This is a genomic window from Brevibacillus nitrificans (genome assembly GCF_003710965.1).
Lineage (GTDB): Bacteria > Bacillota > Bacilli > Brevibacillales > Brevibacillaceae > Brevibacillus > Brevibacillus centrosporus.
Genome location: NZ_RHHU01000003.1, coordinates 1,099,603 through 1,114,024 on the forward strand (window position 1 = coordinate 1,099,603; position 14,422 = coordinate 1,114,024).

The window sequence follows — 14,422 nt, forward strand, 5'->3', positions numbered from 1 at the left end:
CCTTAGTCCAACCGCTCGATTATCGTTGCATTTGCCATACCCATCCCTTCGCAAATCGCTTGCAATCCAAAACGTTTGCCGGTACGCTCCAGCTCGTGTAGAAGCGTGACCATCACACGTGCGCCGCTTGCCCCGAGCGGATGGCCCAGAGCAATGGCCCCGCCGTTTGTATTGAGCTTTTCAGGATCTGCGCCTACTTCTGCCAACCAGCAGAGAGGGACAGGAGCAAACGCTTCATTCACTTCGTACAGGTCCATTTCCGCGAGGGTCAACCCCGCTTTTTGTAGCACCTTTTTGGTGGCTGAAATAGGTCCTGTCAGCATCAGTGTTGGATCGGAGCCAACGACAGAGCGTGCCACGATTCGCGCGCGCGGCTTGAGACCAAGATGGATTGCTTTTTCTTTTGAGAGGAGAAGAAGAGCGGCAGCACCATCGCTGATCTGGCTGGCATTCCCTGCATGGATGCGACCATTTTCCAAAAACGAAGGCTTGAGCGTCCCCAGCTTCTCGACCGTCGAGCCTTTACGCGGTCCTTCATCCTGCGTCATCAGAGAGAAGGTTCCAGCTGCGTTCGGGATAGAAATGGGCATCATCTCTCGCTCGAATCGCCCCTCATCTTGCGCTTTTAGGGCTCGGGCATGGCTTTGGGCTGAAAATTCATCCAGCTGCGCCCGCGATAGTCCCCACTTCTCGACCACTCTTTCCGCAGACAACCCTTGGTGCATGATCTCATAGGCTGCCGTCAATTTTGGACTCAGCTTTGCTCCCTGGCTGGCAGAACCAATCGGAATGCGGCTCATGCTCTCTACCCCGCCTGCAATGACAATATCCATATCTCCGCTCAAAATTGCCTGTGCTGCGAAGTGGACAGCTTGCTGGCTGGAACCGCACTGTCTATCGATCGTTGTCCCCGGCACTTCGATCGGAAAACCGGCAATCAAGGAGGCGATGCGAGCGATGTCACCTGCCTGTTCCCCGACCTGTGACACGCAGCCAAGGATCACATCCTCGATGCACCCTGCATCTATTCCCGTGCGATCGATCAGTTCTCGCAATACCTTTGAAGCCAACTCATCGGGGCGTATGCCGCTAAGCATCCCATTTCTCTTGCCGATTGGCGTACGTACCGCCTCGACAATCACGACTTCACGAGCCATCCTGATCACCTCCCTTTCTCTCTCTTCATTTCTATGACAGTCCAGCGGCTTTTAATAGCGTACTTAGGAACAGAAAAAAACCGTCCGGTCCACCGGACAGTCGGTTCAAACTTTCGCTGGCTCATTGGGAACTTCGTTACCTGATGCTCCGTCTGCCGAAAAGGAGCGAGAGGACAAAGAGAATCAAGAAGACGACGAACAGGAACTTCGCAATCCCCACTGCTGCCGAAACGATTCCGGTAAAACCGAAAACGGCGGCAATCAGAGCGATGATCAGGAACGTCATGGACCATCCTAGCATAGGAACACCTGCTTTCTCGGATCATTTCTTTTTGATTTCTTCTTACTCTTTCTTAACCGTAACTTCGGCAACTGAAACAAAGGACCGCTGCTGCTCGATGGAAACCATCAACAACTGTAGCGGTCCTTCTTCCTTATTTTTGCACAGCTTGTTTTCGATAAACTTTTTCTTGCGGGATAAAGTCTTCATAATACACTCGATCCGGGGCAAACAGAATCGATTCCTTGCTTCCCAGCCCTAGAAATCCACCGTCCGACAAGCTGCTGTGCATCAAGCGATGGACGTGCTGCTGCAGCTCCTGATCAAAATAGATCAGGACATTTCGGCACAAGATCACATGAAATTCATTAAACGAACCGTCTGTCACCAAATTATGCTGGGCAAACATCATGTTCTCGCTCAAGTCGGGGTGAAAATACGCATATTGATGATCAGTCGTATAGTACTCGGAAAAGGCTTTTGATCCCCCAGCCTCCAAGTAATTTTTCGTATACTGCTGCATTTGCTTTAAGGCGAAAGCTCCCTTTTTCGCAGCTGCTATGGCTTTCTCGTTCATGTCCGTCCCGTAGATTTTGGTCTTCTCACCAAGTCCTTCCTCGTGCATCAGGATCGCCATGGAGTAAACCTCCTCCCCTGTCGCACAGCCAGCATGCCAAATGCGAATCTCGGGCAATCCCCTCAGTAGCGGAACCACCTGCTTTCGAAATGCTGCGAAAAAGCTGGGATCTCGAAACATTTCTGTCATGCGAATCGACAAATCGTTCAAGAGGCGTTCGAGTACCCCTTCTTCATGCAAAACCTTCTCGAGTAGAGCCGTGATGGTCGGCAGCCTCTCCGCTTTCATTCGGTTCAAGATTCGTCTGCGAAGAGATGACCGCACGTACCCCCGAAAGTCGTATCCGTACATTTGATAGATTCCTTCCAGGAGCAGATTGATCTCGATTTGCTGGCGTTCATCGTCTGCAAAGCTCTCCCGTTCTGCATACACTTCCTCCGATGCTTCGATGATAGAGATGTCCATGATCGTTTCGTTCACCTACTTTGTCAGCCACACCCGCATAAGCGAAAACAGCTGGTCGATATTAAGCGGCTTCATGATATAATCCGAAGCTCCCGCCTCCATACATTTTTCTCTTTCATTTTTCATCGCTTTGGCTGTCAGGGCAATGATCGGCATATCCGTCATGCCAAGGTCATCGCGTATGGCTTTCATCGCCTGATAACCATCCATGATCGGCATCATGATATCCATCAGCACCAAGTCGTAGCTGCGATCTACTAGCAGCAGATCCACCGCCTGCTTCCCGTTTTCAGCGACTTCGACCCTGACTCCTTTTCGCTCCAAAGCAGTCACGAGCGCATATACATTTCGTGCATCATCATCCACTAGCAGTACATGCTTGCCTTGGAATAGGTGCTCCTGTAAAGGAACGCTGTCTGCGACGTGCACGTCCGAATCCTTCTCGCGCTCGATCTCCTCCAGCAGCTGACTGCCACCAGCCGCAACTTCTTCTGCGGCCGTTTGCTCGGCTGCCTGCTGCTGGACTTGCCGTTCTGTTCGGTTCGGAATATACAAGGTAAAGGTGCTGCCTTTCTCCGGCTCGCTCTCTACGGATAGAGCGCCTCCAAGCAAGCGAGTGAACTCGCGGCAGATAGACAAGCCGAGACCGGTTCCCCCGTACTGCCTGTTAGTCGTGCCGTCTACCTGCTGAAAGGCATCAAAGATGATCTCCTGCTTGTCACAAGGGATGCCGATCCCCGTATCGATCACGGAAAAGGACAAAACCTGCTCTTCCTGTAACTGCGGCAGCAGCTCGCGTACACGATCTGGATGCGCTGGCTCAATCCGCAGGGTCACGCTTCCCTTTTCCGTGAACTTGCAGGCATTGGACAGCAGATTTTTCAAGATTTGATGCAGTCTTTGTCCGTCTGTCAAAAGGACGGAAGGCGTATCCGGATGCATCTCCACGCCAAAAGCAAGCTGCTTCTTCGCTGCGATCGGTTCGAACATACTTTGCATGGATTGCGGGATTTCGGAAACATTTACTTCATCCGTCAAAATTTCAATCTTGCCTGCCTCAATCTTCGACAAATCCAAAATGTCATCAATGAGACGCAGCAGATCCTGTCCCGCACGCAAGATGACGCGCGAGTATTCCTCCACTTCCGTTTCCTCGCCTTCCCCCTGATGATTCTCCATGAGCATCTGGGAGAGAATCAGAATGCTATTGAGCGGGGTTCGCAGCTCATGAGACATATTGGCCAAGAAATCCGTCTTGTACTGGGAGCTCGCCTGCAGCTTTCGGGCATAATCGGCAAGCTCATCACGTGTCTTCTTCAGCTCGGTCGCTCTCTGCTCGGCAAACAGGTTTTGCTCCTCCAAAAATTCATTCGTGATACGCAGCTGCTCTTGCTGCATCTGAAGCTCTTCTGACTGGGTCTGCAGCTCCTCCGATTGGGTCTGTAGCTCCTCGGTCATCACCTGGGATTCGCTGAGCAGCCTTTCCACTTCCATTCGACCCAGTACGTTGAGAATCGCCTGTCCAAACTTATCCTGCAGCAGGTCGAGCAGTGTCAGATGGGAAGCTTCGAACGGTTGAAAGGAAGCAAACTCGATGATTGCCTCCACTCTTCCTTCCACGGTAATCGGAGCGACTACCAGATTGCGGGGAACCGCTTCTCCTAAACCTGACGTCACCTTGAGATAGTCCTCAGGCAAATTGTCAAAGAGAAAGATCCGTCTATCCAAGGCGCATTGCCCGACGAGCCCCTCTCCCACGCGAAAGGTGTCTGTGGTATTCTGATGCGCTAGAGCATAGTCAGCCACCCGGACAAAAACGGTCTCATTGCCGGCATTTTTCCGCAGATACACGATGCCATATGCTGCTTGAAGCTTCGGTGCGAGCACGGTGATGACCGCTTTGGACAAATCGCCAATATCTGTGATCCCCTGATAAAGGGTGGAAATTTCCGTCAAGCTTCTTTGAATCCAGCTCTGTTTTTCTAAGCTGCTCAGCAGGTCGTTGGTGGCTTCCGCTAGATCTCGGAGCTCATCTTTTGACTGTACGTGGATTCGCGCACTCAGATCCACTCCCGTATCCGATTTCGAAATATCTTTGATTGTCTTCACGACCTGTCTAATCGTCCTGACAATGGACGAGGACAAGAAAAGGGACATCGCAAAGCTAATCAGCGTCACGCCCCCGGCAATGACATACCAGATGTAAAGCACGTTCTCGTTACTCTGGTTCAGCTTCGCCACACGGTCTGCTGTCAGGTTCTTTTCTTTGGCTACCAGCGAAGACATTTGCGAGCGAATGTCGTCCATCGCGTTCTTTCCTGTGTTTTGTGCAAAGTACTGCTGCAATGCCGCTTCGTTGTTTTCCCTCTTGTTTTGGATGACAAACTCGCCGGCATTGGCAATCCAGCTTAAGATGAGCGGACGCATTTGCTCTAGGGCCTGCTGCTGATCCGGATTGTCCTCCAGAAGCGCGTACAGCTTGTTATAGTTATCCTGCCAGCTGCGGCTGCTGATCTGATAAGGCTCGAGGTACTGTTCATCCCCTGTAATCATGAATCCTCGCATCCCTGTTTCCATGTCCAGCATATTCTTTTGGATCTGATTCGCTAATTCATGTACGGCCATGTCGTGGTTGGATATCACATCGATCTCTGCCTGCAGATTTTTCATTTGACCGTTCACGATAAATAGGGAGATTCCCAAACAAATCACGATCGCTAGGTAGCTGATAAAAATCTTAGCTTGAATAGGAAAATTTACGCCCTTCATGTTTCCGCTTCCTCTCTCCCTATGGTTCGTGCAGAAAATATTTCCCAATTATTCTATCATATTCCCTGATACGTAACGGAAAAGGGAAAGAGAGCGCCTGGTTTTGCGCTCTTCATTCTGACAAGGCACTCTTCAGCTTATCAATCGCCCGCTTTTGAATTCGCGACACACTCATCTGCGATACGCCAAGCCGTTCGGCAATCTGCCGTTGAGAATGGCCTTCGTCATAAATAAGCGAAATGACCGTTTTTTCCTCTTTCTTCAAGCAGCTCATCGCCTCATCCACCATCAGCCGTTTCTCCAGCTGCTGGTAATCATCGGCGGGCTCTGCGATCATGTCGGCGATCGTTGCTGTGCTCTCCCCCTCCGGAGAAAGCGGCGTATCTAACGAAGTATAGTTGTAGTAGTCGCGGCCCACGAGTATCTCGATCGTCTCTTCTACAGTCAGTCCTGCCTGTTCAGAAATCTCTTCCATTTTTGGCGATCGCTCGAGCTTGATCGTGAGCTCGTCAATGATTCGTTGAACGAGAGAGCTCTTCTCTTTCATTTTTCGCGGCACTTGTATGTACCAGGACTTGTCCCGCAAGTAGTTTTTCATATGACCGATCAAGCTTTTCATGGCATAGCCTTCAAATGGAATGTTTAAAGTATGATCGTACTGCTCGAACAAGCGAAGTATTTTGATGCGTCCCACCTGATACAAGTCCTCTGCCAGGTCAGGACGGTTTCTCGACATCTTGGAGGCCGCTGTCTGAATGACCTGGTCATAGTGCACCAAGAGTTCAGTTGCGATCTGTGGACAGCCTGTCTCCCGATAAAGCTTCATTTTGGAGTACAGCTCGTACAAAGCCTCCTTGGGTTTATTTGAATTCATACGTATTCCCCATTTCTACTGAGGCGTTTCGACAGGACAATCTCTGTACCGCTGCCGTTTCCCGTGCTCACTCGGACATCATCCATCAGGGCTTCCATCAGAAAAATGCCGAGACCCCCCACAGTGAGATCCTTGATATCCTCTTGCTGCTTCGGAATGCCGATCCCTTCTTGGGAAAATACGAAGCTTTGCCCATGGTCTTTTATGGTAATCCGCAAATGCTCCCCATCGTGTTCCAGGCGCAAATCGATCCTGCCATTTTCGTTATCTCCATACGCGTGCAGGATCGCGTTATTGCATGCCTCCGAGACTGCCACTTTCATGTCCTCGATTTCCTCAAAGGAAAAACCAGCCTTTGTCGCAAAGCTGTACAATGTCAAACGCACGATATCCAAATATTCCGCCTGGGCGGGTATCGAAAAACTAACGTATGGGTTCATGATTGCGCCTCTTTCCTTTCCTGATTCTTGCTATTCTTCTTAAGTGTACAACAGTTTTTTGTGTACCGGGTCTGCTCTTGACTACCGCGTGCCGGGGGCATTTGAACGTGAGGACTTCACTTTCTGCCATAGATCAGCAGCAGCTATGACTCCCTCCAAAAGGGAATGCCATTTGCCAGTCGGCTGTGCTGTCTTCTTGCTGTTTTTGAAGCTTGTCATCGAGGCGATCAGGGAGGTCGCAGACTCTTTAAGCGACGATGTTAATTCGTGGACGACCTGCCCGACATCATTTGCACTCCTAAACAAATGATCCAGCATCGTAAGCTTCGTTCGTAGATCCACGGCCATTTCGTTGGCGTTTTCCACCACCTCTTTCACTTCGTCTCCGATCTCTCTTACCTCTATTTTCATTTGAACCAAGGTATTGGTGACCTCATCCAGAGAGTTCTTCACTGCTTGCAGGGTGCGAATCAAATAAAAAGTGAGGATCACAAACGCGACCGCGATCAAAAGCGCGCTAATTTCTAGTAACATAGCCTCTCCTCCCCCTGGACTGTTTCGCATTATTACCCACCTTTCTCTACATTTGAAACAGCCTTCTTTTCATTAATTTTGTTCTGTTTCAAAGAGAGCTGTAACGGGGTAAGAGTTGCTGTCAACACCTATTCCATGAATCGGAGGGATTCCCTATGACAACCCCGGCAGCCTACTCGATGTACTTGACGGATACGCTCAATCAGCAAGTAGCCAACTTCTCTGTTCTCTATATGAAGCTGCATCATTACCACTGGTACGTGAAAGGCGAAAATTTCTTCACCCTGCACATCAAATTTGAGGAGCTGTATACCGAGGTCGGTGTGCATCTGGACGCCATCGCAGAAAGAATGCTGGCCCTGCAGACGATCCCCACCGCTACTCTCAAGGAGCATCTAGCCACGGCGACGATTAAGGAAGCCACAGGTGAGGAAGATGCGAAGCAAATGGTGGAAGCACTGTCCGAGGATTTGGAGAGCATCATGAAGGAAATCAAAATCGGGATTACCTTGGCAGAAGAGCATCGTGATCAATCAACGGCTGATATGCTCATTGCAATCCATTCCTCGTTTGAAAAGCATCGATGGATGCTCGATGCCTACCTCGGCAAGTAGCAAAAAACCACGGAGGGACAGCGAGTCTGCCCTTCCGTGGTTTTTGCTATAAAAAGACGACGCTCTCCTAATGAGCGTCACCTTTTACACCTGCCAGCAAAAATGGGGAGATGCCCGTAATCTCCAGAAGCTTGCGTACACCCGCCGGAATGTTCTGAACCGTCAAAGCTGCCTTTCGCTCGTTGCGAATCTTCAGGACAGAGACAAGAATTCCGATCCCGGTGCTATCGATGTAAGACAAATCTGTCAAATCCAAGACCAGCTCTTTCTCTGTTCGGTAGACTACAGTCTCGAGCTTGTCTCGGAACAATGTCGCGGCCACTTCCAAATCAAGTTCACCATGAAAATGCAGAACAATCGCCTTATCCGTTTCCCTCTGATCAATGGAGAATTTTTCTGCTGCCATTTCGCATACTCCCTTTCTCTCTTTTGATTGCCTCGCATTCATATATGTGGTGTCAGCTCGTCGAAATCATCACCAGGCACATATCGTCTTTTGGTTCTTCTGCTGTTTTCAGCTGTAATCGCTGCAGCAAAGCGCTCGGATCGTGTTCATCCAGCTCTCGCAAGCTGTTTATCAGCACAGCAGCATCGTCCGTCTGTTCCTCCAGCCTTTCCACCAAACCGTCCGTAAAGAGAAGGATGCGTACTTCCCCGTTATAGGAGATCTCGCCTTGCCCAATATCGATCTGCGGAAAAAATCCCAGTGCACAGCACCCTTCTGTCAACTGCACCGTCTCTCCATCTACTATCGCGATTCCCGCCGGATGACCAGCATTCACATACTGGATTGTCCGTTTTTCAGTATCAACGACCAAATAAATAGCGGTGAAGTAATATTGGATGAGTCGATCTGACATCTGCAGCTGGTTCATGCGACGATTCAGCTCTTCCATGACCGCTTTTGGCTCGCTCAAGCCCATGATCGTGTCCTTGAGGGCAGCATACATATACATGCACACCAGCGAGGACGAGATCCCATGCCCCATCATATCCAGCAAGATGACGCCATAGCGCCCTGCCCCAAGAGCATGCCAGGCATAAAAGTCTCCCGCAAGCTCAGAGGATGGTTTATAGACAGCCGATATCTCGATTGCTTGATCCCGTATCGGGCTTGAGAGCATGCTGCGCTGGACTTGTCTTGCAAGCTCCAGCTCATTTTGAATTCGCTTGTCTCTCTTCTTACGCAAATCTTTTTCGTGCTTGAGCCGTAGAGTAGATCGGATACGAGCCAATAGCTCCACTTTGTTAATCGGCTTCATTACGTAGTCGAGGGCACCTGCATCCAGCGCTTCCGCCATTTTATAGGAATCGCCCATAGCTGTAACAAAAATGATAGGCAGATCGCGATACCTCTCCTGACTCAGGACGGTTCTGCATGCTTCCACCCCGTCAATTTCCGGCATCATCAAGTCCATGAGCACCAAATCGACTGGAACCTCGGCCGCATTGGGAGAATCCATTTCCAGAAAATGATAGAGCTCTTTCGCCGATGAGAGCAGCACCAGATGATGATAGCCTGCTTTTCGCAAGATTTTTTCGATGATGACTAGGTTCGTTTCGTTATCGTCTACAATGACTATATCCATGGCAACCCCCTATCACGAGAAAATTAGGGGAAGCTCCCCTACTCTTTCCCTATCATAGCATGAACCTGCTGGGAGCTCCTTCCTTTTACTACCCATCTGCAAGACACGTGAATCAGCTAATTTTCGAAATAGACCATTCTGTGTTTCACTTTCGAAAAAAACGTTTATTGACTAGTAGGAACCAAACAAACTGCCACATAAAAGGAGAGATGGACGATGAATCAAACAGCTGAAAACAAGAAAAGTCTTTTGAAAGGAATGTTGATCGGAGGAGCGATCGGGGCAGCGGCTTCGTTGCTGATGGCGCCAAAATCCGGTCCGGCTTTGCGAGAGGATTTGTCCAACGCTCTGGGCTCACTCAGCGAAAAGAGCATGGGGCTCGTTTCTACTCTGAAGGAAAGAGCGCAAAACGCTGCAGATACAATCAGCATCCAGGCTTCCGAGCTGTCGGACAAAGCAATGGAAGGAAATCAAATGGTAGCGGATACCCTTCAGTCCGTCAAAGAAGATATGCAAGGAAGAAGCTAACGGAACTTGTGCTTGTGTATCCAAACTTTTCGGTAAGGAAGTGAAAATATGGAATATCCTGCTGTCCACCAAAAATTTATCGAGATGGGATTCGAGCGGATCGAACATACGGTCACCTCGACCTACCGCCTCCCTATCCTCTGTGAAAAGACAGGGCAAGTTTATCCGTTGTTTGTCACGGCTGTCACCTTTGAGCATGGCCACACGGTGATCAACTATGAAGAGGCATCCTTCGAAGAGAGCAGGACCGTTCCTCTCTCCGTCCGAAAAGCCGCCTATGAGAAGCTGATCGAGCTGGAGCAGCGTTTTCTAGAGTCGCCATCCACCTCAGTCAAGCAAGCGAAGAACGGCTCCATGGCACGAAATATGGAAGAAATCAAAAAGCTTGGCGAGGAAATGAAGGATCTCAAAACTGGCAGTGAAATTATCGATGAAAACAAGATCCCCGATCCGATTCAATAGCTGTGCACGAAGCAGCTCTTAAACGCCCGAAAGCAGCCTTAGTCCGATCCTACTGGACGAGGGCTGTTTTTCTGTTGAAAAGATCCGAAGCTAGCATGGCTGTCTTTCTAAATACGGTAAAGGAGATAAGGGGATGAGCTTAGAGACAAGGCAATCGAATCTGCAACAGACGCATGTATCAGGGGCCACATGGCAATATAAACCCGTAAGTTTTCATCGCTGCGACCTTTCCCATGCGCAATTACGAGATTGCCATTTATCCCTTGTTGCATGAACCGATTGTGACATTACCGGTTTGAAAAGAAACGGGATCCTGTTATCGGATCTCCTCAAAGGCAAATAACCCGCACGCCAAAGGCCGGGCATCCACTTATCATGGATCCCCGGCTTTTTTTCAACTCTTTATTACAAGCTTCATGGCGCTCTGCGATTTCTTTCTGACTTCCCCTCGCCTGTCTTCACGCTTTTCAAGTAGCGGTAGATGAGATTGTCCAGCTTCCGTGATTTTTTTAGCACAAAGGCTCCAGAAAAGCTTGGACTGCCCGTCGCATATGCGGCTTGGTACAGTTCACTTCTCGCTTTCTCGATTTGGTTTATGATCAGCTCACGCATACTTCCCATCCCCTTTCGATATACTGGCATTCCCGGGACAGGAGCTTTCCCCAAGCCTTGGAGAGAGCTCCTGCCTTCTTCTCGACCTAAAACATCGGCGGATAGTAATAGATAGACGAATCGTAGTCATTTCCCTCGTAGTAGGTACCGCCCCATGCAATCACGACGATCTTGTCATTTTCCATTTCGCTCTCCAGACGCTCAGCTTCCGCCTGAATGAAGCCCATGGATCTGAGTTTTGCACGCAGCGCTTCATCGCGGGAGCGGAAGACGTTCGCAATCGCTGTACCGAAGCCTTCCTCCAGCACCCCAATTTGTTCCGCGTTGGCACTTTCCGCTACTCGCTCGGTACGGTCTTTGTCATAGGCAAGTACAAAGATATAGTCATCCCGGTACCCTTCTAATTTGAATTTTCTGACTTGCTCTCCAGCTTCGGTGACGTTTCGCACTGTTTTCACTTTCGTATCCATGGCATACATCAAAATCCCTCCTAAATGGAATGTTGTGCTGGATGGAGACGATGCTCTCAATCCTCAAAGTGCTGCTGCGCTTGCTTGATCTGTATTACCCTTGAAAAACGGGGATGAAACAAGGCGTTACACACAAAAAAGCCACCCCTTTCCGGGCGGCTTCGTTCCTGTAGCGATTAACTATTGGCAGCGATCTGGACGCGCAGGTCCGTAACCAAATCCGCCAGCGTAACACTCCCCAATATCTCTTCCATCGCGTTCTGCGCACGAGTCAGGATGAGCTCCAGCACGAATTGAATATTGGCACCCACTGGACATTGCGGATTGGGCTGCTCGTGAATATGGAAGAGACGACCTTCCTCCACGACATCTACGGCTCGATAGACATCAAGTAAAGTAATATCCTTCAATTCTTTCGTAAGCGAAGCTCCACCCGCACCCGGGCGCACATGGACAAACCCGGCTTTTTTCAACTGCCCCATCACCCGCCGAATAATTACAGGGTTCGTATTCACGCTGCCTGCGATCCATTCGGACGTACAGTGTGCCGAGGATTCGATGGAAAGTAGTGATAAGATATGCACAGCCACAGAAAAACGGCTACTGATTTTCATTTCGGTCACCCTTTCGTTGTAATGATTATAGTTACATCTCAAAGGGGAAGTCAAGTTACCTGAACTGTCACATCTTGTCCTTCTGTCCCAATTTGATCTTTACTATAATGAATTTGCGGTTTTTCTTATTAGATAAAGGAAGGGTATGATGTTTGTCATGCTACGTCCACAAATTGAGGTTACCCCATCCACTGCCTTAATTGACGTCCCTGTCCATATTACACTGAGTGGCTTTGCCCCGCATCAACTGATTACACTCCACGCGACCCTCACGGATGGAATGCCAGGGGGAGAGATGTCCGCGTCGTCCCACGCAATTTTTCAGTCAGATGAGGACGGAAATGTCGATCTCGTTTCTCAAGCTCCCCTCTTCGGAACCTACGAAGGAATCGATCCGATGGGACTGTTTTGGTCCATGCACGTGCAGAGTCAGCGTTTTTACAGTCCTCATTCTTTGGATACGTTTGAATTTGCGCCTCGTTCGACGGAAATTCATCTATCCGCCGAGGTCCACGGAAAAGTCATTGCCAAAGCGAATGTTACCCGCATCTTTGTCTCTCCAGAGGTCTCCATCGAGAAAATCCGGGAGAACGGTCTCGTTGGCCTGTATTTTTTCGATCCACATGCGGAACCGCGCCCAGCCGTATTAGTTTTAGGTGGCAGTGAAGGTGGGATCGGGTCTTCCTCCCAATTTGCCGCGTTGTTTGCGTCACATGGGTATCCGGCTCTTGCTCTGGCTTATTTTCAATGCGACGATCTTCCTGACGACATCCGCCGAATTCCTTTAGAGTACATACAGAATGCCATCCAGTGGCTAAAAACGCAACCCCAGGTTCATCCGGAAAAAATCGCGGTCTTTGGCCGTTCCAAAGGGGCCGAGCTCTCCCTTGTCATGGGGTCCTTCGATCCTGATATTCGAGCCGTCATCGCTTCCAGTCCCAGTTCTACCGTATGTATTGGATGTGATACCGAATCTGCTGACTCCGCTATTTTTTCCCCACAGTCCTCCTGGTCCTTTCGAGGAGAACCCCTTCCTTTCGTCCCTTGGACAGAAACACAGTCCCGTGAAGCGAACGAGAGACTACAGACCAAGGAGCGAATCGACCATCTGCATAAAGAAGCCTGGAAAAACTGCGAGTGGATGGAGGACGCAAGCATTCCTGTTGAGCGGATCCAAGGCCCTATCCTCTTATTATCCTCTGATGACGACCATTGGTGGCCATCTGCAGAACACTGCGAGCAAATGGTTAAACGCTTGCAAGAAAACCGCTTCCCCCATGAAGTCGTTCACCTGCGCTATGAAAATACGGGGCACATGATACGTTTTCCCTATATCCCGACCACACGAACACAGCTAAATGGCGGAACTGCCAAGAACAATGCCTATGCCTGCGAGCATTCGTGGCGGGAGGTCCTGCAATTTTTAGAGAGAGCGTTCCCGAAAGCTGGGACGACAGGCTGAGAAGAGAAAGAGCGAAAGAGCACGGGTAGCGAAAACGTTACCTGTGCTCTCCTTTTTTAAGATGGAGTGAGTGGAGCTGCAGCATATGCCTGAGCGGCTGCAGATAGATAGTACGCAAGTCCGGTTTGCTGTGCTTCCAGCATGGCCAGATGAAAGTCATCCTGGAGAAAAAACGCTGTTTGATTGGCGAAATCAATGGCCGTTATGGTGTGACCATGCTGGTTTAAAAACGCCAAGTGCGTCTGGATTTTCTCTTTGATTCGATCGTCAAAATGCTTGACCCCAGCTCTTAAGGCATCTGCCATCTCTGTCATGAATAAAACAGCCTCTCGCGCTTGCTCGTTCATTTCCTGCACGTCTATGGTACTCGTGTCAAGCTCTGCCTCGTAGGTGTCTTGCAAGTACTCTTTTTGTTCTTGTAGCGCACTCTTCCATTCTTCCTCGCTTGAAAATCCTGCAAACAATTCCTGTTTTCCCATCGTTACGCCTCCCTGAACCGCCTCTATCGATTTTTCCAATGTCCCGAGAATCTGCCCAAGCCTAGTCGCTTTCTTTCGCAGCATGGTTCTTTGTTCATTCAGGATGTGCAATCGATCTACATCCCTCTCCAACAGCTGCTTGATTTGCACCAACGGGATCTCCAACTCCCGATAAAACAAAATGGCTTGCAGCCGCTCCACTTCCGCTCTGCCGTAAAGCCTGTAGCCCGCTTCACTCATTTTCTCAGGCAAAAGAAGTCCAATCTTGTGGTAGTGGTGCAAGGTTTTAATCGTCACCTGGGAAATCGCGGACAGTTCCTTTACCGTATACAGCATCCATTCGTCACCTCCTCGAACAAAGAATAAAGGCTCCTCTAAGGGGAGAGTCAATAAACAAATCCATATTTAGTATTAATGAAATTTAGCTACATTTTTTCACGCGAGAGGATTATAATGAACACGTTTGCTTGCATTTCGTTTGACGAGTACTTGGGAG

At 49.5% G+C, this 14,422-nt stretch carries 17 protein-coding genes; 4 read left to right on the forward strand and 13 right to left on the reverse strand.

All coding sequences use genetic code 11. The features are described from left to right. Positions 1 to 2: 2 nt before the first annotated feature. The 7 genes from EDM59_RS06960 to EDM59_RS06990 all read right to left on the reverse strand — a co-directional run bounded on the left by EDM59_RS06960 (position 3) and on the right by EDM59_RS06990 (position 7,096). Complete coding sequence (locus EDM59_RS06960) at positions 3 to 1,157, reverse strand: thiolase family protein (RefSeq protein WP_122922933.1); 1,155 nt, start codon at positions 1,155 to 1,157, stop codon at positions 3 to 5. A 136-nt stretch (positions 1,158 to 1,293) separates the two neighbouring features. Next, the gene (locus EDM59_RS06965; RefSeq protein WP_092270371.1) at positions 1,294 to 1,458 is read right to left on the reverse strand and encodes a DUF1328 domain-containing protein; all 165 of its coding nucleotides are present in this window, start codon (positions 1,456 to 1,458) and stop codon (positions 1,294 to 1,296) included. A gap of 133 nt (positions 1,459 to 1,591) precedes the next feature. Further along, positions 1,592 to 2,479, reverse strand: a complete 888-nt coding sequence (locus EDM59_RS06970; RefSeq protein ID WP_122922934.1) for a CheR family methyltransferase — start codon at positions 2,477 to 2,479, stop codon at positions 1,592 to 1,594. Between the two features lie 15 nt (positions 2,480 to 2,494). Further along, complete coding sequence (locus EDM59_RS06975; RefSeq protein WP_122922935.1) at positions 2,495 to 5,248, reverse strand: CHASE3 domain-containing protein; 2,754 nt, start codon at positions 5,246 to 5,248, stop codon at positions 2,495 to 2,497. Positions 5,249 to 5,360: 112 nt separating this feature from the next. Further along, complete coding sequence (locus EDM59_RS06980; RefSeq protein WP_122922936.1) at positions 5,361 to 6,122, reverse strand: sigma-70 family RNA polymerase sigma factor; 762 nt, start codon at positions 6,120 to 6,122, stop codon at positions 5,361 to 5,363. Next, a complete protein-coding gene (rsbW, locus tag EDM59_RS06985; protein ID WP_122922937.1) occupies positions 6,119 to 6,562 on the reverse strand; it encodes an anti-sigma B factor RsbW in 444 nt (147 codons plus the stop codon). The genes EDM59_RS06980 and rsbW overlap by 4 nt, the downstream gene beginning before the upstream one ends. An 81-nt stretch (positions 6,563 to 6,643) precedes the next feature. Continuing rightward, positions 6,644 to 7,096, reverse strand: a complete 453-nt coding sequence (locus EDM59_RS06990) for a DUF948 domain-containing protein (RefSeq protein WP_183192835.1) — start codon at positions 7,094 to 7,096, stop codon at positions 6,644 to 6,646. A 155-nt stretch (positions 7,097 to 7,251) separates the two neighbouring features. Between EDM59_RS06990 and EDM59_RS06995 the strand changes: the two genes are divergently transcribed. Further along, positions 7,252 to 7,710, forward strand: a complete 459-nt coding sequence (locus EDM59_RS06995) for a Dps family protein (RefSeq protein ID WP_246010928.1) — start codon at positions 7,252 to 7,254, stop codon at positions 7,708 to 7,710. 67 nt (positions 7,711 to 7,777) lie between these two features. On the opposite strand, the gene EDM59_RS07000 is transcribed toward EDM59_RS06995, so the two are convergent. Beyond that, positions 7,778 to 8,116, reverse strand: a complete 339-nt coding sequence (locus EDM59_RS07000; protein WP_122922939.1) for an STAS domain-containing protein — start codon at positions 8,114 to 8,116, stop codon at positions 7,778 to 7,780. A 52-nt stretch (positions 8,117 to 8,168) separates the two neighbouring features. Further along, positions 8,169 to 9,299 carry a PP2C family protein-serine/threonine phosphatase gene (locus EDM59_RS07005; RefSeq protein ID WP_122922940.1) on the reverse strand — a complete coding sequence of 377 codons (1,131 nt, stop codon included), beginning with the start codon at positions 9,297 to 9,299 and terminating at the stop codon, positions 8,169 to 8,171. A 216-nt stretch (positions 9,300 to 9,515) separates the two neighbouring features. On the opposite strand from EDM59_RS07005, the gene EDM59_RS07010 reads away from it, so the two are divergent. Beyond that, a complete protein-coding gene (locus tag EDM59_RS07010) occupies positions 9,516 to 9,827 on the forward strand; it encodes a YtxH domain-containing protein (RefSeq protein ID WP_122922941.1) in 312 nt (103 codons plus the stop codon). Between the two features lie 48 nt (positions 9,828 to 9,875). Beyond that, complete coding sequence (locus tag EDM59_RS07015) at positions 9,876 to 10,289, forward strand: hypothetical protein (RefSeq protein ID WP_122922942.1); 414 nt, start codon at positions 9,876 to 9,878, stop codon at positions 10,287 to 10,289. Between the two features lie 414 nt (positions 10,290 to 10,703). Here EDM59_RS07015 and EDM59_RS07025 read toward each other — a convergent pair whose 3' ends face one another. The 3 genes from EDM59_RS07025 to EDM59_RS07035 form a co-directional block, all read right to left on the reverse strand. Further along, on the reverse strand, positions 10,704 to 10,901 hold the full coding sequence (locus EDM59_RS07025) for an aspartyl-phosphate phosphatase Spo0E family protein (RefSeq protein WP_183192836.1): 198 nt from the start codon (positions 10,899 to 10,901) through the stop codon (positions 10,704 to 10,706). A gap of 86 nt (positions 10,902 to 10,987) precedes the next feature. Continuing rightward, positions 10,988 to 11,380: a YflT domain-containing protein gene (locus EDM59_RS07030; RefSeq protein ID WP_122922944.1), complete on the reverse strand. Its 393-nt coding sequence runs from the start codon at positions 11,378 to 11,380 to the stop codon at positions 10,988 to 10,990. Positions 11,381 to 11,547: 167 nt separating this feature from the next. Beyond that, on the reverse strand, positions 11,548 to 11,985 hold the full coding sequence (locus EDM59_RS07035) for an Rrf2 family transcriptional regulator (RefSeq protein ID WP_122922945.1): 438 nt from the start codon (positions 11,983 to 11,985) through the stop codon (positions 11,548 to 11,550). 157 nt (positions 11,986 to 12,142) lie between these two features. On the opposite strand from EDM59_RS07035, the gene EDM59_RS07040 reads away from it, so the two are divergent. Beyond that, entirely contained in the window at positions 12,143 to 13,447 is a 1,305-nt protein-coding gene (locus tag EDM59_RS07040; RefSeq protein ID WP_122923410.1) for an acyl-CoA thioesterase/bile acid-CoA:amino acid N-acyltransferase family protein, read from the forward strand. A gap of 56 nt (positions 13,448 to 13,503) precedes the next feature. Here the strand turns inward: EDM59_RS07040 and EDM59_RS07045 are convergent, their stop codons facing one another. Next, on the reverse strand, positions 13,504 to 14,262 hold the full coding sequence (locus EDM59_RS07045) for a MerR family transcriptional regulator (protein ID WP_122922946.1): 759 nt from the start codon (positions 14,260 to 14,262) through the stop codon (positions 13,504 to 13,506). Positions 14,263 to 14,422: the final 160 nt, after the last annotated feature.